At 64.9% G+C, this 18,947-nt stretch carries 16 protein-coding genes; 11 read left to right on the top strand and 5 right to left on the bottom strand.

Annotation, left to right across the window (positions count from 1 at the left end; genetic code table 11):
* Positions 1-2 precede the first annotated feature (2 nt).
* From AB3K92_RS20255 to AB3K92_RS20230, 6 genes are all read left to right on the top strand, one after another.
* A complete protein-coding gene (locus AB3K92_RS20255; RefSeq protein WP_369465697.1) occupies positions 3-1,172 on the top strand; it encodes an electron transfer flavoprotein subunit alpha/FixB family protein in 1,170 nt (389 codons plus the stop codon).
* Positions 1,169-1,954: an electron transfer flavoprotein subunit beta/FixA family protein gene (locus tag AB3K92_RS20250; protein ID WP_060349666.1), complete on the top strand. Its 786-nt coding sequence runs from the start codon at positions 1,169-1,171 to the stop codon at positions 1,952-1,954. The genes AB3K92_RS20255 and AB3K92_RS20250 overlap by 4 nt, the downstream gene beginning before the upstream one ends.
* A gap of 52 nt (positions 1,955-2,006) precedes the next feature.
* On the top strand, positions 2,007-3,248 hold the full coding sequence (locus AB3K92_RS20245) for an SRPBCC family protein (RefSeq protein WP_021160637.1): 1,242 nt from the start codon (positions 2,007-2,009) through the stop codon (positions 3,246-3,248).
* Between the two features lie 26 nt (positions 3,249-3,274).
* The gene (locus AB3K92_RS20240; RefSeq protein WP_021160638.1) at positions 3,275-4,423 is read left to right on the top strand and encodes a hybrid-cluster NAD(P)-dependent oxidoreductase; all 1,149 of its coding nucleotides are present in this window, start codon (positions 3,275-3,277) and stop codon (positions 4,421-4,423) included.
* 134 nt (positions 4,424-4,557) lie between these two features.
* The gene (locus tag AB3K92_RS20235; RefSeq protein WP_021160639.1) at positions 4,558-5,421 is read left to right on the top strand and encodes a glycine betaine ABC transporter substrate-binding protein; all 864 of its coding nucleotides are present in this window, start codon (positions 4,558-4,560) and stop codon (positions 5,419-5,421) included.
* Positions 5,422-5,599: 178 nt separating this feature from the next.
* Positions 5,600-7,255, top strand: a complete 1,656-nt coding sequence (locus AB3K92_RS20230) for an APC family permease (RefSeq protein WP_369465696.1) — start codon at positions 5,600-5,602, stop codon at positions 7,253-7,255.
* A 111-nt stretch (positions 7,256-7,366) separates the two neighbouring features.
* On the opposite strand, the gene AB3K92_RS20225 is transcribed toward AB3K92_RS20230, so the two are convergent.
* The 3 genes from AB3K92_RS20225 to AB3K92_RS20215 form a co-directional block, all read right to left on the bottom strand.
* Positions 7,367-8,692, bottom strand: coding sequence for a sel1 repeat family protein (locus AB3K92_RS20225; RefSeq protein WP_369465695.1), 1,326 nt, complete (start codon positions 8,690-8,692; stop codon positions 7,367-7,369).
* 226 nt (positions 8,693-8,918) lie between these two features.
* Positions 8,919-10,235, bottom strand: a complete 1,317-nt coding sequence (locus tag AB3K92_RS20220) for a sel1 repeat family protein (protein WP_369465694.1) — start codon at positions 10,233-10,235, stop codon at positions 8,919-8,921.
* Between the two features lie 3 nt (positions 10,236-10,238).
* Positions 10,239-10,748, bottom strand: coding sequence for a phospholipase D-like domain-containing protein (locus tag AB3K92_RS20215; protein WP_369465693.1), 510 nt, complete (start codon positions 10,746-10,748; stop codon positions 10,239-10,241).
* On the opposite strand from AB3K92_RS20215, the gene AB3K92_RS20210 reads away from it, so the two are divergent.
* Together AB3K92_RS20210 and AB3K92_RS20205 are read left to right on the top strand one after the other, a co-directional pair.
* Complete coding sequence (locus AB3K92_RS20210) at positions 10,747-11,358, top strand: TetR/AcrR family transcriptional regulator (protein ID WP_369465692.1); 612 nt, start codon at positions 10,747-10,749, stop codon at positions 11,356-11,358. The two genes, AB3K92_RS20215 and AB3K92_RS20210, sit on opposite strands and share 2 nt — an antisense overlap.
* A gap of 166 nt (positions 11,359-11,524) precedes the next feature.
* Entirely contained in the window at positions 11,525-12,517 is a 993-nt protein-coding gene (locus tag AB3K92_RS20205) for a DMT family transporter (RefSeq protein WP_369465691.1), read from the top strand.
* Between the two features lie 21 nt (positions 12,518-12,538).
* On the opposite strand, the gene purU is transcribed toward AB3K92_RS20205, so the two are convergent.
* The gene (gene purU, locus AB3K92_RS20200) at positions 12,539-13,426 is read right to left on the bottom strand and encodes a formyltetrahydrofolate deformylase (RefSeq protein ID WP_060222306.1); all 888 of its coding nucleotides are present in this window, start codon (positions 13,424-13,426) and stop codon (positions 12,539-12,541) included.
* A gap of 283 nt (positions 13,427-13,709) precedes the next feature.
* Positions 13,710-14,615, bottom strand: a complete 906-nt coding sequence (locus AB3K92_RS20195) for a LysR family transcriptional regulator (protein ID WP_042976344.1) — start codon at positions 14,613-14,615, stop codon at positions 13,710-13,712.
* A gap of 287 nt (positions 14,616-14,902) precedes the next feature.
* On the opposite strand from AB3K92_RS20195, the gene betC reads away from it, so the two are divergent.
* From betC to AB3K92_RS20180, 3 genes are all read left to right on the top strand, one after another.
* The gene (betC, locus tag AB3K92_RS20190; RefSeq protein ID WP_021161480.1) at positions 14,903-16,438 is read left to right on the top strand and encodes a choline-sulfatase; all 1,536 of its coding nucleotides are present in this window, start codon (positions 14,903-14,905) and stop codon (positions 16,436-16,438) included.
* Between the two features lie 45 nt (positions 16,439-16,483).
* A complete protein-coding gene (choX, locus tag AB3K92_RS20185; RefSeq protein WP_059853320.1) occupies positions 16,484-17,452 on the top strand; it encodes a choline ABC transporter substrate-binding protein in 969 nt (322 codons plus the stop codon).
* Between the two features lie 260 nt (positions 17,453-17,712).
* A complete protein-coding gene (locus AB3K92_RS20180; protein ID WP_021161478.1) occupies positions 17,713-18,852 on the top strand; it encodes a porin in 1,140 nt (379 codons plus the stop codon).
* Positions 18,853-18,947: the final 95 nt, after the last annotated feature.

Genomic DNA, 18,947 nt, shown 5'->3' with positions numbered 1-18,947 from the left:
CGATGAACACGATCAAACGAATCGATCCGCGCCGGCCGTTCATCATCACGGCCGCGGGCCTGAAGCGCATCACGCTCGGCGAGGAAGGCAGCGCCGATGCGAACGCCGCGCAGTGGTCCGCACACGGACATGGCGCAGCGGCCGCGAAACCGCGCCGCGCGGTGCAGGACCCGAAGCACGTGATGCTGGTGGTGGCGCACGGTGAGCGGGGAGCACTCGACGATCATTCGCGGCAGGCGATCGCCGCCGCGGCATTGCTCGCCGATGCCCAGACCGAAGTCGCGCTGCTCGCGTTCGGCGAACTGAAGGACGACGTGGCCGAACTGGGCGTCGACAAGCTGCTCGAGTTGACCGGCTTCGATCGCCGCGCGTTCGATCCCGAAAGCGAACTGCAAGCGTTGCAGGCCTGTGTGGCCGCACTCGCGCCGAAACACGTGTTCGTGCCCGACAACGCGACGGGCGACGGCGATCTCGGCCGGCGTTACGCGGCCGCCGCCGGCGCGAGCGTCGCGACCCACGTTGTCGAGATCGACGCGAAGCATGTCGGCGCGTATGCGCAGGCCGGGCGCGCCTTCGCCACCCGTGCGCTGCCCGACGTGGTCCTGCTCGCGCAGAACGCGGTCGACGCGAAGCTGCCGTTCGTCGGCGCGGGCGAGCGTCTCGCTGCCGACTTCATCCGCCCGGCCCATGACGCCGCGCAGCCGTATCGCGATCTCGGCCTCGATGAAATCGACGCGGCCCAGGTCGCGCTCGAGGAAGCCGATTTCATCGTGTCGGCCGGCAACGGCGTATCCGACATCGGCGCGTTCGAGCGGCTGGCCGGCGTGTTCGGCGCGGCGATCGGCGCGAGCCGCGTCGCGGTCGACAACGGTCACTTCACGCGCGACAAGCAGGTCGGCGCGACCGGCAAGACGGTCGAGGCGAGCGTGTACATCGCGTTCGGCATCTCGGGCGCGGTGCAGCACCTGCAGGGGATCAAGGACTGCCGCCACGTGATCGCGGTGAACCTCGACGGCAGCGCACCGATCGCGAAACGCGCGAACCTGACGGTGGTGGGCGATGCGCAGGCGACGATCGCCGCGCTGATCGAGCAGGTGCAGGCCGCGCGCGCCGCGCGTGGAGAATCGCCGGCCGCGGTCGGCACCCGTGAACCGGAAGGAGTCGCCGCATGAACGCCCCCCGTCCCTTGCAACGCATCGCGGTGCTCGTGTCCGTCGGCCGTCATCCGGTCAGCGGCGTCGCGCGCTACAGCCGCAACGACGCGGCCGCGCTCGAAACCGGCCGCCAGCTCGCCGAGCAGCATCGCGCGAAGCTCGACGTGATCCATGCCGGCGATCCCGCGAATGCGGCGCTTGCCGAATATCTCGCGCTCGGCGCACGGGAGGTCGAGGTGCTGGCCTGCCGCGACGGCGACGATGCCGTGCATGCGCTCGCCGCGCGTATCGACGGCTACGACCTCGTGCTGACCGGCACGCGCGCCGAGGGCGCGTACGACACCGGCATGCTGCCGTATCGCATCGCCGCGGCGCTCGGCTATCCGCTGGTCGGCTCGGCCGTCGACGTGACGGTCGAGGGCGGCCGTGCGGCGGTCCGGCAATTTTTGCCGAAAGGGCTGCGGCGGCGCGTGGACGCGGCACTGCCGGCCGTTGTCGCCGTCCACCCGCTCGCGAATGCCGAGCCGCGTTATGCGTATGCGCGGCTGCGCGCCGGCGCGATCCGGCCGGCGCTCGCGGCGCCCGGCGCGGACGCCGACGCGGCTGCGTGGACGGTCGGCCCGGTCGAGCGTAAACCCGTAAAGCTGGTCGCCGCCGAGAAGCGCTCCGGGCATGCCCGGATGCTGTCCGCGACGACGACCGAAAGCCGTGGCGGCAACGTCGTAAATGAAGGGAGTTCGGTCGAAAAAGCACAAGTGATCCTCGCGTATTTGCGCGAGCATCAGCTCATCGACTACTGATTTTGATGCCTGTCGGCAAGAACCCAGGGATGCAAGGAATCCGGAGCAAACGATGAAAGTATCGGCAGACATTCGTGCATTGATCGAGCGGCGCAAGGAAGGTTACAGCCTCGAAGCGCCGTTCTACACGAGCGAGGACATCTTCGCGCTCGACATGGAGGCGATTTTCCGCCAGCACTGGATCCAGGTGGCGGTCGAGCCGGACATTCCCGAGCCGGGCGACTACGTGACCGTGGAGCTGGGGAGCGATTCGATCCTGATCGTGCGTGACGACGACATGGCGATCCGCGCGTTCCACAACGTGTGCCGTCACCGCGGCGCGCGCCTGTGCAACGAGGACAAGGGCTCGGTCGGCAACATCGTGTGCCCGTACCACAGCTGGACCTACAACCTGACGGGCCAGCTGATGTTCGCCGAGCACATGGGCGAGAAGTTCGACCGCTGCAAGCACAGCCTGAAGTCGGTGCACGTCGAGAACCTCGCGGGCCTGATCTTCATCTGCCTCGCCGACGAGCCGCCGGTCGATTTCGCGCAGCTGCGCGCCGAGATGGAGCCGTACCTGCTGCCGCACGACCTGCCGAACACGAAGATCGCCGCGCAGATCGACATCATCGAGGAAGGCAACTGGAAGCTCACGATGGAGAACAACCGCGAGTGCTATCACTGCGTCGCGAACCATCCGGAGCTCACCATCTCGCTGTACGAATACGGTTTCGGCTACCAGCGTTCCGACGCCAACGCGGAAGGCATGGATGCGTTTGCGGAAACCTGCGTGCGGCGCGGCAAGGAGTGGGCCGAGATGGGCCTGCCGTCCGCCGAGATCGAGAAGCTGCTCGACGTGACGGGTTTCCGCACGCAGCGCCTGCCGCTCGATCGCCACGGCGAATCGCAGACGCTCGACGCGAAGGTCGCGTCGAAGAAGCTGCTCGGCGGCTTCGACAAGGCCGACCTCGGCGGGCTGTCGTTCTGGACGCAGCCGAACTCGTGGCACCACTTCATGAGCGATCACATCGTGACGTTCTCGGTGATCCCGCTGTCGGCCGGCAAGACGCTCGTGCGCACGAAGTGGCTCGTGCACAAGGATGCGAAGGAAGGCATCGACTACGACGTGAAGAACCTCACGGCCGTGTGGAACGCGACCAACGACCAGGATCGCGCGCTCGTCGAGTTCTCGCAGCGCGGCGCGACCAGCAGCGCGTACGAGCCGGGCCCGTATTCGCCGTTCACGGAAGGTCTCGTCGAAAAATTCTCGGCCTGGTACATCGGCCGGCTCGCCGAAAAAACCGGCGCGTAGTACCCAGCACTGAAGCGGAGTTACAGATGATGCGAGATGCGGCCAATTTCGAGCCGGTGGACAGCCGGGTCACACGCCCGGCGTTCTGGAACGCCCTTCCCGAGCGCTGGACGAGCGACGTCGAGGAAACGCTGGTGTGTTGCCATGTGCGGCAGGAAACGCACGACGTGAAGAGTTTCTTCTTCCGTTCGCCGCAGGGCCGCTCGTTCTCGTTCGAGCCCGGGCAGTTCCTCACGCTCGAGCTCGACATCGACGGCGAAACGATCAACCGCTGCTACACGATCTCGTCGTCGCCCGCGCGGCCGCACACGGTGTCGATCACGGTGAAGCGCGTGCCGGGCGGCAAGGTGTCGAACTGGCTGCATGACAACCTGCAGCCGGGCGCACCGGTGCGCGTACTCGGCCCGGCCGGCGAATTCACGTGCGCACGACATCCGGCGCGCAAGTACCTGTTCCTGTCGGCGGGCTCGGGCGTCACGCCGCTGATGTCGATGAGCCGCGCGCACCACGATCTCGCCGAGGATCGCGACATCCTGTTCGTGCACAGCGCACGCACGCCGGACGACATCATCTTCGCGCGCGAGCTCGACCTGATCGCGTCGAATCACACGAATTTCCGCACGTCGTTCGTCGTCGAGCGCGTCGGCGCGCGCACCAACTGGCCGGGCGTCACGGGCTTCCTGACGCTGCCGCTGCTGAAGCTGATCGCACCGGATTTCATGGAGCGCGAGATCTTCACGTGCGGCCCCGCGCCGTACATGAAGGCCGTGCGCGACCTGCTCGACGAAGCCGGCTTCGATCGCAAGCAGTATCACGAGGAGAGCTTCTCGTTCGAAACGCTCGCGCAGACCGCAAGCGACGAGCTGCTCGCCGATCTCGCCCCGCCCGCCGAAGGCGCCGACACCGATACGAAGCAGTACACGGTCAGCTTTGCAAAGAGCAATCGCGAGATTTCATGCGGCTCGGAGCAGCACGTGCTGGATGCGGCGCGCCAGTCCGGCGTGCGGCTGCCGGCCTCGTGCACGCAGGGCATGTGCGGCACCTGCAAGGTGAAGCTCGTGTCGGGGCAGGTTGAAATGAAGCACAACGGCGGTATCCGCCAGCGCGAGATCGACCAGGGGATGGTGCTGCTGTGCTGCAGCAAGCCGCTGTCGGATCTCGTGATCGACAAGTAGTCGAAACTCGCCATCGGCTGTCCGGGCGCGTCGCGTCCGGACAAGCATCCGTCGGAAAACAACGATACCGCGGATTTGTGGTTGAAGAACCTAGAGAGACAACGCGCACGGTGCGCATTTCAAGGAGATCGACCATGAAGCTGTTCGGAAAACTGATGTGGACCGGCGCACTGTCGGCGATGGTGGCACTGAGCGCATCGGCGCTCGCCGATACGAAGCCCACGCTGAAGATCGGCTACGTCGAAGGCTGGGACGACAGCGTGGCGACGTCGAACGTCGCGGCGCGCGTGATCGAGAAGAAGCTCGGCTATGAGGTGAAGCTCGTGCCGGTCGCTGCCGGCATCATGTGGCAGGGCGTTGCGCGCGGTGACCTCGACGCGACGCTGTCCGCGTGGCTGCCGGTCACGCACGGCTCGTACTGGGACGAGTACAAGGCCAAGGTCGTCGACCTCGGCGCGAATTTCCCCGATGCGAAGATCGGCCTGATCGTGCCCGCGTACGTGAAGGCGAAGAGCATCGACGACCTGAATGCCGAAAAAAGCAGCTTCGGCGGCCGGATCGTCGGTATCGACGCAGGTGCGGGCGTGATGCGCAAGACCGACGACGCGATCAAGAGCTACGGGTTGAACTACACGCTGATGCCGAGCTCGGGCAGCGCGATGACGGCCGAGTTGTCGCGCTCGGTCGGCGCGAACAAGCCGGTGATCGTGACCGGCTGGGCGCCGCACTGGATGTTCGCGAAGTGGAAGCTGCGCTTCCTCGAGGATCCGAAGAAGGTGTTCGGCGGTGCGGAGCATGTCGACAGTGTCGTGAACCCGCAGCTCGAAACGAAGGCCAAGCCGGTCGTTGCGTTCCTGAAGAAATTCCAGTGGAAGCCGGGCGAGATCGACAGCGTGATGCTCGCGATCCAGAACGGCTCGAAGCCGGAAGCGGCTGCCGATGCATGGATTGCAGCGCATGCGGACCGCGTGAATTCGTGGACGGAAGGCGCGCAATAAGCCGCCACGATTCGCCGCAATAAAAAGACGAAGAGACAGTCCGGGATTGATCGGCAGGATAGCGAAATAATTGCACTGCGATGCGATCATATCCCGGAATTATTTTTTTGATTCTGCAAGAAAGCCGGTATGTTGTTACACTACGGCCCTTGTGCGGAGTCATCACAGGAGGAATTGGATGAGTCAGGCAGGACTGCGTGCGAACAGCACCAGTGATGTTGAGGCAACCATCTCACATGATTCGACGGGCCACACGCTGCATCGTGGCCTGACTTGGAAAGACGCTTTTTGGGTAACGAGCGGCGTGCCGGCAGGCGTGCTGTTCACGATCGGCGGCGTATGCGCGACGATCGGCCAGCCCGGGTGGGCGATCTGGATCGCCGCGATCACGATGGGGCTGATTCAGAGCGCGACTTATGCGGAAATATCGGGGCTATTTCCCCATAAATCGGGCGGCGCGTCCGTATATGGCGCGATCGGCTGGGTCCGTTACAGCAAGCTGATTGCCCCGGTTTCCGTGTGGTGCAACTGGCTCGCGTGGTCGCCGATGCTCGCGCTCGGCTGCGGCCTCGCGGCGAGCTATGCGCTCACGAGTCTCTTTCCCGCCGACGCGGCGGTGCTGCACTGGCAGCTCAAGGTTGCGGATCTCGGGTTCATCAAGCCGGGTCTGTCCCTGCGGATCAATGCGACGTTCATCATCGCGACGATCCTGCTTCTCATCACGTTCAAGCTTCAACACAGCGGTGCATCGAAGGCGGCGCGCACGCAGCGCATTCTCGGCATCGCGTCGCTCACGCCGCTGTTGATCGTCGGCATCGTGCCGTTCGTCACGGGCGACGTGCCGATGTCGAACCTGCTCCCGCTGCTGCCGCTCGGTCACGACGCACAGGGCAATCTCACGACCGCGACGTTCGGCTCGTGGAACGGGCAGGGCGTCACGATGGCGCTCGGTGCGATGTTCATGGCCGGCTGGGCGTCGTATGGTTTCGAGACGGCCGTCTGCTACACGCGCGAATTCCGCGACCCGCGTCGCGATACCGCCAAGGCGATCTTCTGGTCGGGCGCGCTGTGCCTCGTCGTGATGACGCTCGTGCCGATGGCGTTCCAGGGTGCGCTCGGCACGCAGGCGATGCTCGATCCGTCGATCGGCGACGGCACCGGCGTCGCGGCCGCAATGGCGAAGATCGTCGGCGGCGGCGCGTGGGTCGCGAACGCGGTCGTCGTGATGCTGATGCTGTCGATCCTGCTGATCGTGATGACGTCGATGATGGGCTCGTCGCGCACGCTGTACCAGGCATCGGTCGACGGCTGGCTGCCGAAGTACCTGTCGCACGTGAACGAGCACGGCTCGCCCACGCGCGCGATGTGGACCGATCTCGGCTTCAACCTCGTGTTGCTGATGATGTCGGACTACATGACGGTGCTGTCGATCTCGAACGTCTGCTACATGCTGTTCGTATTCCTGAATCTTCAGTCGGGCTGGATCCACCGGATGGACCGCGGCAACTGGGATCGGCCGTTCCGCTGCCCGACATGGCTGCTCGTTGCCGGCTCGATCTGCGGCTACGCGAACCTCGTCTATGTCGGCGCGGGCGCGAACCTGCAGGGCGAAGGCACGCTGCGCAACGGACTGATCGCGATGCTGCTGATCGTGCCGGTGTTTCTCTATCGCCACTACTGGCAGGATCGCGGCCGGTTCCCTGCGCAGATGCAGCGCGACATGGAACTCGAGGTGCCGAAGCGAGCGATGTGGCTCAACCTGATGCCGTATGCGGCGCTGGTCGGGGCAGGGCTCACGATCTGGTTGTCGTATTACTTTGCGTGGGTGAAGTGAGCGGGTGGTGAGCAAGGCGACTCTTGCGCCGGACACGGAAACCGCACACGGGTCCGACGCGAGAGGAGCTGGTGCACTGCTTGCGCTTCACGATTGCCCGGCGCGCGTGCGTCAGGCCTGATCGAGGTACGACACAAGCCGCCACGCGACTTGCGTGGTCTGTTGGCGCATGCCGATCACGCGATCGAGAAGCGGAAGCGCTCTTGATTCGTGCACGATGATCGAAGGCTGCGTATCGCCCTTCAGGAACCGTCGTTCCGAGTCGCCAGCCTGGCCTTCCTTCAGCGCCGCACACCAGACGCCGTCTTCGGGGCAGCGTTCCCCGGTGCGAGCGACCGTTCCGACCGTTCCGATCGGCAGTCGAGTCGCGAGGGTTGCCGGTTGCGGCTCAGCCGAAGTCTTGTCCTGTACGCCGGCGAGCGGCAAGCCCGTCGCCGGATCGAGGTGCTTCGCCTTCGCCATTTCGTTGATCATCTCGTCAGAAGGCTTTTGCGGAGGCGCGGCGGCATCCTGCTCCTTTTGCCACTGGAAGGTGCCGTCCCAGGGCGGGAGCTTGGCCGGCGGCAGAGGGACGATCTTGTCGATATCGGGAACCTTGGGGTTACGGCCGTCGTTGCGGTCGATGAATTTTCCGATCTGTGCGTAGCGTCGTGTGCGTTCGGGATCGCTGGCCAAGTCGAGGTAATACAGGGCATCGGACTTGGGCGGGCCTTGGAACGCGTGTTCGAGCAGGAATGCACTTTGCGTGTCTCCGGACTCGGCACCTTTCTGGAAGGCCTTGAGTGCTTCCTGATAGAAACCGTCGGTCATCAAGTCGGCGCCAAGCATGTTGGCTGCTTTGCCGTTGCCTTGGGCAGTTGCGCACTCCCGCATCTGCTTCGCAATGGCCGGTGCATTGTCTCGCGGTGCGAGCAATTCGCCGATGTAGTACTGCGCATCGGGGTTGCCCAAATCGGCAGCCTTTCGGAAGTAACGCAGCGACATCTCGTAGTCTTGCTTCAGGCCATATCCAGTTTCGAGATAGTGGCCGATATTGTAGTAGCCGGACGGTATGCCTTGCTCGACCAGTTTTGAAGCGAGATCAACCACTTCTTTCGCCGGGTCGGGGGAGTGGGCCAGCTCTTGCGAAATCAGGAGTTGGGCGTTGTTGTTCGCCTTGTAGTGGCCGTATGCTGCCGCGATCCGATAGTAACGGACGATATCGTCGAAGTCTTTTGGGCCGCTCTGCTTCTGCAGGTATCTGGCGTACTGGTACAGAAGGTCAGCTTTCGGATCAAGCGCCGGGAGATGATCAGCCTCATGCGCGCAGTTGAATGCGAGATTGGCGTGCACGGCGTTCAGATCGGGTAGCTGGGTCGATTGGGGCACGGGGGTGTCCTTTTTCGTACACGAAGCCATGAGAAGGGCGAGCGAAATGCACAGGACGAATCTGTTCATCGAGCAATCGTAGTAAGTACGGTTCGGATGCTGCACGGCTTGGAGCTCGAAGTGCCGCTGCGCAGCGTGTGGCCGAATCTCATGCTGTATGCGGCGCAGACGATCTGACGGTCGTGCTGTTTTGCGTGGGCATGTAGCGTTCGAAGTGACCCCCGAGCCGGATACGGAAACCGTACATGGGGCGGGAACGGGAAGAGCGGCGTAGAATGTGGCGCACGCATCGTCGTCAGGCCTGATCGAGGTACGACACAAGCCGCCACGCGACTTGCGTGGTCTGTTGACGCATGCCGATCACGCGATCGAGGAGCGGAAGTGCTCTTGATTCGTGCACGATGATCGAAGGCAGCGTATCGCCCTTCAGGAACCGCCGTTCCGAGTCGCCGGCCTGACCTTCCTTCAGCGCCGCACACCAGACGCCGTCTTCGGGGCAGCGTTCCCCGGTGCGAGCGACCGTTCCGATCGGCAGTCGAGCTGCGAGGGTTGCCGGTTGCGGCTCAGCCGAAGTCTTGTCCTGTACGCCGGCGAGCGGCAAGCCCGTCGCCGGGTCGAGGTGCTTCGCCTTCGCCATTTCGTTGATCATCTCGTCAGAAGGCTTTTGCGGAGGCGCGGCGGCATCCTGCTCCTTTTGCCACTGGAAGGTACCGTCCCAGGGCGGGAGCTTGGCCGGCGGCAGAGGGACGATCTTGTCGATATCGGGAACCTTGGGATTGCGGCCATCGTTGCTGTTGATGAATTTGCCGATCACTTGATATCGTCTGGAGCGCTCAGGATCGTTCGAGAGCGACAGGTAATACAGCGTGTCGGATTTCGACGGCCCTCGAAATGCATTTTCCAGTGTAAACGCGCATTCGGTACTTCCGGCCTCGACGCCTTTCTGGAAGGTCTTCAGCGCCTCCGGGTATGCCCCGTCGGTCTTCAAGTCCAGTCCGAGCATCAAAGCTGCTTTCCCATAGCCTTGCGCCGTAGCGCATTCCCGCATTTGTTTTGCAATGGCAGGTGCATTGTCTCGTGGAGCGAGTAGTTCCCCAACGTAATACTGGGCCTGCGGGCTTCCCAAGTCAGCCGCTTTGCGAAAGTAACGCAACGATACGTCCGGATCCTGTTTCAGGCCGTACCCGATCTCGAGATAGTGGCCAATGTCATAGTATCCGGCGGGAATGCCTTGTTCGACGAGCTGTGCTGCAAGGTCCACGGATTCTTTCGGCGCGTTGGGCGAGTGGGCCAGTTCTTGCGAAATCAGGAGTTGAGCGTTGTTGTTCGCCTTGTAGTGACCGTATGCTGCCGCGATCCGATAGTAATGGACGATATCGTCGAAGTCTTTTGGCGCGCTCTGCTTTTGCAGGTATCTGGCGTACTGGTACAGAAGGTCAGCTTTCGGATCAAGCGCCGGGAGATGATCAGCCTCATGCGCGCAGTTGAATGCGAGATTGGCGTGCACGGTGTTCAGATCGGGTAGCTGGGTCGATTGGGGCACGGGAGTATCCTTTTTCGAGCAGGCACAGACGAGTACGGCAAATGAAATAAGCAGTATGTATTTTTTCATCGATCAATCGTCGTAGGTGCGACTGTCAGAAGCTCTCGCGAATTTGACAAGCGATGCAAACGGAGCAAGCCCTTTGTCTTCGTTGATCTTGTTCTGGCCGAGAACCATGGTCCAGCCAGTGAAAGCGCTCGTGACATCATCCTGGGCGCCCTGGTTTTTGGTATGAAGCCCCCAAAGCTTCCTTCGCAACGGCTTCGTGACATCGCTGTTCTCGTGACAGATATTGAGCTCGCTATCGACGTTCATGCTTCGGATGTTCACGTTCGCCGAGCCCAGCGTCATGAATGCGTCGTCGACCGTCATCAGTTTGGCATGAACGTATACCGGCAACCAGTTGTCCGGGTGCGAGTCGTCGAACGGATTTGCTCCTTGAGACTGTATTTTCTGTAACGATGCCTGCTCTGCCGCGAGCTGTGACAAGGGGGAGTTCTGCTGCGCGGTGAGCTGGTCGTCGACGACTTTCGGTGTTCGAGCTTGATTTTGGGAATGATCAGTTCTAATATCCGGACTCATGAGCCCGACCTCTCCCAGCTCCCGTGACAGGGGCCGCCCACGCGAATTCGACACCGACGAGGTGATCGACGCGGCGGCACGCGTGTTCTGGGAGCAGGGGTATCACGCGACATCGATCGACGCGTTGTGCGACGCGACCGGTGTCTTTCGCGGCAGCCTGTACCGCACCTTCGGCGACAAGCACGGGTTGCTGGTCGCCGCATTCGACCGCTATGCGGAAGGTGCGATCGCACGGCTCAAGGAGCGTCTCGTGGCGGATCTGCCGCCACGGCAGGCACTCAAGGCGGCGCTCCTGTACTACACGGAAATCGGCGCACGCCTGTCGGAGCGGCGCGGCTGCTTCATCACGAATTCGGCCGTCGAACTCCTGCCCGGCGACGACGCGTTGCGCCCGTACATCGAATCGACCCTGCTGCGCATTGGCTCGCAATTCAGCCTGGCTGTCGCGCGCGGCCAGCAGTCGGGCGATTTCGACCGGCATCTCGATCCGGAGGAGGTGGGCCGGTTCCTGTTGTGCCTGATCCAGGGCATGCGTGTGTTGGGCAAGTCGAGTGCATCGGAGGCGGAGCTGGCATCGATCGTCGAAATCGCGATGCGGGCACTGACCTGATTTTTTTGGTTATTTTGAGAATGAATGGTTTCAAATGCGAGGCATACCGAGGCCCCGCATCGCGACCGTGAAGGGTAGGCAAACAGGGTAACGAACGCGATACGACACTGCCGCTGCGCGCAACCGTACCGGCATCGTTTTTCAATCAATTTGGGAATGATCAGTCATGAATGACGCAACACTCGCAATGCCTGCCGCGAACGCGTACGGGAAAGGCGTCGTCGCATGTGTGACCGCAACGATCCTGATGGGCGTGATGTTTCCGGTGATGACCGATGCGTTGCGGTACATCGATCCCTTTACGTTCACGTCGCTGCGCTATCTGATCGCCGGGATGTGCTTCCTCGTGTTGCTGCGGGTCGTCGAAGGGCCTGGTGCGTTTCGTTCTGCCGGAGAACCCGTGGCGCTCGCATGGCTGCTCGGATCGGTCGGCTTCTGCGGATTCGGGTCGTTCGTGTTCCTGGGCCAGCAGCTGGCCGGCGACGAGGGCGCGCTGACCGCATCGATCATGATGGCCACGCAGCCGATGATGGGGCTGCTGCTCAACGCACTGGTGCGGCGCGTCGCGCCCGCGCCGGTGTCGGTGCTGTTCGTCGTCCTGTCCTTTACCGGCGTCGCGCTCGTCATCACGCGCGGCGACGTGATCGCCGCACTGCACGAACCGCAGCACTACGCGGCCAACGCGCTGATCGTCGTCGGCGCGTTGTGCTGGGTCGTCTATACGTTCGGCGCAGCGCGGTTCACGAAATGGTCGGCACTGAAATACACGACCTTCACGACGTGGCTTGGACTGACCACGATCGTCGCAGTCAACCTGGTGCTGATCGCGACGCACCGGATCGCGGCACCGTCACTCGCCGCGGTGCATGCGGTGCTGCCGCATCTCGCGTACATGGGGCCGGTGGCCGGCTTCGGCGCGATCCTGCTGTGGATGACGGGCAACCGGAACCTCGGGCCGATGAACGGCGTGCTGTTCATGGACGTCGTGCCCATCACGGCATTCATCGTATCCGCGGTCACGGGCGTCGTGCCCAACCGCGCGCAGATCCTGGGGGCCGCGCTGACGGGCGTGGCGCTGATCCTCAACAACCTCTATCTGCGACACCGTGCACGACGAATCGGCACGGCGCGTGCGCGCGTGCCGTCGGCTTCCGCGTGACGGACGGCGAGGCCCGCCCGCTTACGAAAACACCACCGTCCGGTCGCCGTTCAGGAACACCCTGCGCTCGATGAACGCCTTCACCGCACGCGCGAGCGTGATGCATTCGACGTCGCGCCCCACCGCGAGCAACTGCTCCGGACGCAGCGCATGATCGACGCGCTCGACGACCTGCTCGATGATCGGGCCTTCGTCGAGATCGTCGGTGACGAAGTGCGCGGTCGCGCCGATCAGCTTCACGCCGCGCGCATGCGCCTGGTGATACGGCTTCGCGCCCTTGAAGCCGGGCAGGAACGAATGGTGGATGTTGATCGCGCGGTTCGCGAGCTTCGCGCTCGTTTCCTGCGACAGCACCTGCATGTAGCGCGCGAGGATCACGAGTTCGGCGCCGCTCGACTCGAAGAAGTCGAGCCATTGCGCTTCCTGCTGCGCCTTCGTATCGGCCGTGATCGGGAAATGGCGGAACGGCAGGCCGTGTTGCGCGGCGAGCGGCTCGAAGTCGGGATGGTTCGACACGATGCCGACGATGTCCATCTTCAGCTCGCCCATCCGCCAGCGGAACAGCAGGTCCGCGAGGCAGTGCTCGAGCTTCGACACCATGATCAGCACCTTCGGCCGTGCATTCACGTCGTGAATCGCCCATTGCGTGTCGCCTGCGCCGCCGCCGCCGAGCGCGGTCGCGATCGGCCCGAATTCCTGGCGCAGCGCGTCGATCTGCAGCGTTTCATCGGTCGGATGAAACACGCAGCGCACGAAGAAGCGATTGCTGAGATCGTCGTCGAACACGTTCAGCGCATCGACGTAGCAGCGATGGCGCTCGAGAAAGCCGACGACGGCGGCGACCTGGCCGGCCGCGCTCGGGCACGACAGCGTCAGGACGAATTGATCGGGGCGTGAGTCGGCGGTCATGAGATTCCTCGGATGTCATGGAACGCAACCCGCGCGGCGGCGCGACGGGGCGCCACGCTACGCGGGTAGCGGGAGGCTCAAGTAAATCAGGACGATTGGGGCGCGGATAGAACCAACCCGCCGTGTGGCTGGTATCGGCACGCCAGCGCGGCCGGACGGCGGCGGGGTGCGGGCGGGGCTTCAGGCGGGCGCCGGGGGAGGCGTCAGGCGGGGCGGGCGCGGCCGGTCCAGCGGGCGTCAGGCGTGCATCAGGCCCGGTGCCGCCGGCCGGACGGACGGCCGTTCAGGCCGGCGCGCACGCGTCGAGCAGCCAGCGCCGGAACACGTGGGTCGCGTCCGGCTCGGGCCGCTGCGGCGGCCGCACGAGAAAGTAGCCGCGCGGCGTGACGACCGGCGCGTCGACGAGCTTCACGAGCTGCCCGGACGCGACGAGTTCGTCGACGAGCGGTGCCCAGCCGAGCGCAACGCCTTCGCCGAGCAGCGCCGCATGAATCACGAGCGCATAGCTATTGAAGGTCACGCCGCGCGCGGCGGCTGCCGTGTCGAGGCCGTGCGCGTCGAACCAGCCGGACCACGACAGCCAGCGCTCGGGGCGCGTCGGCTGCACGTGCAGCAGCGGCAACGCGAGCAGGTGATCGGCCCGGGCGACGTGCGGGTGCGCGTCGCGGAACGCGGGCGAGCACACGGGCGTGACCGATTCCGGAAAGAGTCGCGCGGCCGTGCACGACGGCCAGTGGCCGTCGCCGAACAGGATCGCGATGTCGCCGTGGTCGCGCTGCGCGTCGTAATCCTGCGACGTGACGACCCGCACGTCGACATCCGGCATCACGCGCTTCAGCCCGGCCAGGCGCGGCATCAACCAGTAGGTGGCGAAGCCGAAGTCGGTGACGATCGTGAGCGCGCCGTGCTCGCGGCGCGCCCGCAGGGTCGCGGTGGCGCCGCGCAGCGTGTCGAGGCTCAGCCGCACCGCTTCGTACAGGCACTCGCCGTCGGCCGTCAGCGTGACACCGCGCGGGCTGCGCTCGAACAGCGGCACGCCCAGTTCGGCCTCGAGCTGGAACACCTGCTGGCTCACGGCCGGCTGGGTGGAGCCGAGCTCGCGCGCGGCGGCCGTGAAGCTCGCGAGCCGGGCAGCCGATTCGAACGCGCGCAGCGCCTGCATCGACGGTAACGGTTCGGATTTCGACATAAGTCCCTCTAATGGCCCCATAAGGGCCGGACGCCTTCCCGCGCGAATTCGGGCAGGCGATAGTGCATCGGACGGTGCGGCACACGTGCTTTACAGGCTGCTTCACGGGCTGCTTCACGCCCCGCTTCGCATTCCGCGCCACGGGTGGCACGCAACGCATTCCGCGATTCTAGCCAGCGCGGCGTGCCCGCGCGGCACTTTCGTCGGGCCGCTTCCGTCATGCCGGACGTCTCGCTGCGCGAGCGGCGCGCCGTTCCATTCGAACACCGTTTTCCCCACGACTGCCGATGACGAACCCGACACCCAACATCCTGATCCTGATGGCCGACCAGCTTACGCCGTTCGCGCTGCCGGCCTACGGCAACCGCGTCGCGCGCACGCCGACGCTGGACCGTCTCGCCGCGCAAGGCGTGGTGTTCGACGCCGCGTATTGCGCGAGCCCGCTGTGCGCGCCGTCGCGTTTTTCGCTGCTGACCGGCAAGCTGCCGTCGGGGATCGGCGCCTACGATAACGCCGCCGAATTGCCGGCGCAAACGCTGACGTTCGCGCACTACCTGCGCGCGGGCGGCTACCGGACGATGCTGTCCGGCAAGATGCACTTCTGCGGGCCCGACCAGTTGCACGGCTTCGAGGAGCGGCTCACGACCGACATCTATCCGGCCGATTTCGGCTGGGTGCCCGACTGGGACAGCCCGGCGGAGCGGCCGAGCTGGTATCACAACATGAGTTCGGTACTCGACGCGGGCCCGTGCGTGCGCACCAACCAGCTCGATTTCGACGACGAGGTCACGTTCGCCGCGAAGCAGAAGCTGTACGACGTCGCGCGCGAGCGCGCGGCCGGACACGATGCGCGGCCGTTCTGCATGGTCGTGTCGCTGACCCATCCGCACGACCCGTATGCGATCACGCGCGAATACTGGGATCTCTATCGCGACGACGAGATCGACCTGCCGGCCGTGCGCCTCGACGCGGCGGAAAGCGATCCGCATTCGCAGCGGCTGCGTTTCGTCTGCGAGAACGACCGGACGCCGCCCACCGACGCACAGATCCGCGCCGCACGTCGCGCGTACTACGGTGCAACCTCGTACGTCGACACGCAGTTCGGCAGTGTGCTGGCCGCGCTCGAGCAGTGCGGATTCGCCGACGACACGATCGTGATCGTCACGTCCGACCACGGCGACATGCTCGGCGAACGCGGGCTCTGGTACAAGATGACCTTCTTCGAGGGCGGCTGCCGCGTGCCGCTGATCGTGCATGCGCCGGGCCGCTTCGGCGCCGCGCGCGTGCGCGGGCCGGTGTCGCACGTCGACCTGCTGCCGACGCTCGTCGACCTGGCCGGCGCCGCCCCCGCCGGCGGCTGGCCGGACCCCGTCGACGGGGCAAGCCTCGTGCCGCACCTGAACGGCACGCCGGCGCACGATGTTGCGCTCGGCGAATACCTCGCGGAAGGTGCGGTCGCGCCGGTCGTGATGATCCGCAGCGGCGACTGGAAGTACGTGCATTGCCCGGCCGATCCCGACCAGCTCTATCACCTCGGCGACGACCCGCGCGAGCTGACGAACCTCGCCGGCACGCCGGAAGCCGCGGACGTGCTGGCCGCGTTCCGTGCGCAAGCCGCGCAGCGCTGGAACCTGCCCGAACTGGATCGCCAGGTGCGCGCGAGCCAGCGGCGCCGGCGTTTCCATTACGCGGCGACGACGCAGGGCCGCATCCACGCGTGGGACTGGCAGCCGTTCACCGACGCGAGCCAGCGCTACATGCGCAATCACATCGAACTCGACACGCTCGAGGCGATGGCGCGCTTTCCGCGCATCGGGCGTTGAGCGCCCCGCATCGCGATCATTGAAGAACGACGGAGGAAGCGAACCATGAAACGGCAACGCAATGCAGCAATCCGAAGGATCGGCGCGGCGCTCGCCGCCGCCGCGTGCGTGGCGGCGACGCAGCCTGCGCACGCGGCCGACCCGCAGACGTGCGGCGACGTGAAGATGGCGGCGCCCGGCTGGACCGACATCGATGCGACGAATGCGATGGCGGGCGTCGTGCTGAAGGCGCTCGGCTACCGGCAGGACGTGGCGAACCTGTCGGTGCCGATCACGTACCAGGGGCTCAAGAAAGGGCAGGTCGACGTGTTCCTCGGCAACTGGATGCCCGCGCAGGCGCCGCTCGTGAAGCCGTTCGTCGACGAGAAATCGATCGACGTGCTGCACGCGAACCTGAGCGGCGCGAAGTTCACGCTCGCGGTGCCCGACTACGTGGCCGCCGCCGGCGTGCGTACGTTCGCCGATCTCGCGCGCTACGCCGACCGCTTCGGCGGCAAGATCTACGGGATCGAGCCTGGCGCGCCCGCGAACCAGAACATCAAGCGGATGCTCGCCGACCATGCGCTCGGCGCGGCAAACTGGTCGCTCGTCGAATCGAGCGAGACGGGCATGCTCACGCAGGTCGAGCGCGCGGTGCGCGACAAGCGGTGGATCGTGTTCCTGGCCTGGGAGCCGCATCTGATGAACACGAAGTTCCACCTGACCTACCTGTCGGGCGGCGATGCGTATTTCGGCCCGAACTACGGCGGGGCGACCGTCAATACCGTTACGCGCGCCGGGTTCGCCGGCCAGTGCGCGAACCTGGCGCGGCTGTTCCGGCAGATGACGTTCTCCGTCGACGTCGAGAACAGGATGATCGCCGACATGCTCGACCACAAGACGTCGCCCGCGCTCGCGGCGCAGCGTGCGCTGAAATCCGACCCGGCGCTGGTTGCCGGCTGGCTGGACGGCGTGACGACGGCGGCCGGCGCACCGGGCCTGCCGGCCGTGCGCGCGGCCCTCGACGGGCGCTGATTCCCTCCTTCCGGGCGGCCGGTTTTTACCGGGCCGCCCGTCTACGTGTTTTCCCGAGCGGGTCGCATCGTGACCATTTGGTGTCGCCTTCAGACGGGTGACGCGAAATATGGGTTTGTATTTTTCGCCAATGGCTGCGTTATTGCGGAAAACGAAATGCCGAAGCCAGCGGGCGTACCGAATTCGAATCCACCGGCGCATCGCGGCACGCGCCGGGACGAGATTCTTTCCATCGAACGGTTCAGGGAGGGTGGTCGACAATGAAGCACACCAAAGTTGCCGTAGCCGCCGCGCTTGCATGCGCGGCCTGCGTGCCCGCCATCGGGCATGCGCAGAGCAGTGTGACGCTGTACGGGATTCTCGACGCAGGCATCACGTACGTGAACAACACGGGCGGCTCGCACGTGGTCAAGTTCGACGACGGCGTCGCGTACGGAAACCGTTTCGGCCTGAAGGGCACGGAAGACCTCGGCGGCGGCCTGAAGGCCGTGTTCACCCTCGAGAGCGGCTTCCGCCTCGGCACCGGGCAGCTCGGCTTCGGCGGCGCCGAATTCGGCCGGCAGGCGTATGTCGGCCTGCAGAACGACTGGGGCACGCTGTCGTTCGGCAACCAGCTCGACATCACGAACGAACTCGTGTCGATCTACAACATCTCCGCGTGGGGCAGCGGTTATGCGATCCACCAGGGCGACTTCGACCGCTTCAACGGCGACCGCCTGCCGAATTCGGTGAAGTTCCTGTCGAACGACCTCAGCGGCTTCAAGTTCGGCGCGATGTACTCGTTCGGCAACGTCGCCGGCAACTTCCACCGCAACAGCGCGTGGAGCGCGGGCGCGAGCTTCACGAAGGGCGACTTCTCGATCGGCGCCGCGTACACGCGCCTGAACAACCCGAACGGCATCTATGCGTTCGACCCGTACGCGATGATCGGCACGCACACGTTCCTCGGCCAGCAGACGGTGACCGTCGATCCGGCGACCGGCGCACGCACCGACCTGTTCGCGAACACGCCGATGGACGTCGACAGCCAGGGCACGTTCGGCATCGGCTCGAGCTACACGATCGGCAAGCTGACGCTCGACGCCAACTTCTCGTACACGACGATCAAGGGTTTCGGCCAGTCGTCGCACATGCAGGTGTATGAAGGCGGCGGCCTGTACCAGTTCACGCCGGCGCTGAGCCTGATCGCGGGCTACCAGCACACGCGCTTCGAAGGCCATCACTGGAACCAGGGCACGGCGGGCCTGCATTACCTGCTGTCGAAGCGGACCGACGTGTATATCTCCGGCGATTACCTGCGCGCGTCGCAAGGCGTCGATGCGGTGGTCGGCTACAGCTTCACGCCGTCGACGACGCAGACGCAGGCCGACGTGCGGATCGGGATGCGGCATTCGTTCTAAGCGGGGTGGTGTGAGGTTGTGACGTCTTCAGCGAGGTCTCTCTTTGGCGCGAACCGAGGTTCGCGCTTTTTTTTGCCTGACGGGAGTGAGTGGGC

The sequence above is a fragment of the Burkholderia sp. Bmkn7 genome (assembly GCF_041103175.1).
GTDB classification, from domain to species: Bacteria; Pseudomonadota; Gammaproteobacteria; order Burkholderiales; family Burkholderiaceae; genus Burkholderia; species Burkholderia cepacia.
The sequence above is the reverse complement of the archived record's forward strand: the minus strand, read 5'-3'. Positions and strand labels throughout refer to the sequence as shown.

Bases quoted from the DNA above. Each gene is read 5' to 3' on its own strand.
- AB3K92_RS20255 (WP_369465697.1), top strand. From the start codon at position 3: ATGAACACGATCAAACGAATCGATCCGCGCCGGCCGTTCATCATCACG.
- AB3K92_RS20250 (WP_060349666.1), top strand. From the start codon at position 1,169: ATGAACGCCCCCCGTCCCTTGCAACGCATCGCGGTGCTCGTGTCCGTC.
- AB3K92_RS20245 (WP_021160637.1), top strand. From the start codon at position 2,007: ATGAAAGTATCGGCAGACATTCGTGCATTGATCGAGCGGCGCAAGGAA.
- AB3K92_RS20240 (WP_021160638.1), top strand. From the start codon at position 3,275: ATGATGCGAGATGCGGCCAATTTCGAGCCGGTGGACAGCCGGGTCACA.
- AB3K92_RS20235 (WP_021160639.1), top strand. From the start codon at position 4,558: ATGAAGCTGTTCGGAAAACTGATGTGGACCGGCGCACTGTCGGCGATG.
- AB3K92_RS20230 (WP_369465696.1), top strand. From the start codon at position 5,600: ATGAGTCAGGCAGGACTGCGTGCGAACAGCACCAGTGATGTTGAGGCA.
- AB3K92_RS20225 (WP_369465695.1), bottom strand. From the start codon at position 8,692: ATGAACAGATTCGTCCTGTGCATTTCGCTCGCCCTTCTCATGGCTTCG.
- AB3K92_RS20220 (WP_369465694.1), bottom strand. From the start codon at position 10,235: ATGAAAAAATACATACTGCTTATTTCATTTGCCGTACTCGTCTGTGCC.
- AB3K92_RS20210 (WP_369465692.1), top strand. From the start codon at position 10,747: ATGAGCCCGACCTCTCCCAGCTCCCGTGACAGGGGCCGCCCACGCGAA.
- AB3K92_RS20215 (WP_369465693.1), bottom strand. From the start codon at position 10,748: ATGAGTCCGGATATTAGAACTGATCATTCCCAAAATCAAGCTCGAACA.
- AB3K92_RS20205 (WP_369465691.1), top strand. From the start codon at position 11,525: ATGAATGACGCAACACTCGCAATGCCTGCCGCGAACGCGTACGGGAAA.
- purU (WP_060222306.1), bottom strand. From the start codon at position 13,426: ATGACCGCCGACTCACGCCCCGATCAATTCGTCCTGACGCTGTCGTGC.
- AB3K92_RS20195 (WP_042976344.1), bottom strand. From the start codon at position 14,615: ATGTCGAAATCCGAACCGTTACCGTCGATGCAGGCGCTGCGCGCGTTC.
- betC (WP_021161480.1), top strand. From the start codon at position 14,903: ATGACGAACCCGACACCCAACATCCTGATCCTGATGGCCGACCAGCTT.
- choX (WP_059853320.1), top strand. From the start codon at position 16,484: ATGAAACGGCAACGCAATGCAGCAATCCGAAGGATCGGCGCGGCGCTC.
- AB3K92_RS20180 (WP_021161478.1), top strand. From the start codon at position 17,713: ATGAAGCACACCAAAGTTGCCGTAGCCGCCGCGCTTGCATGCGCGGCC.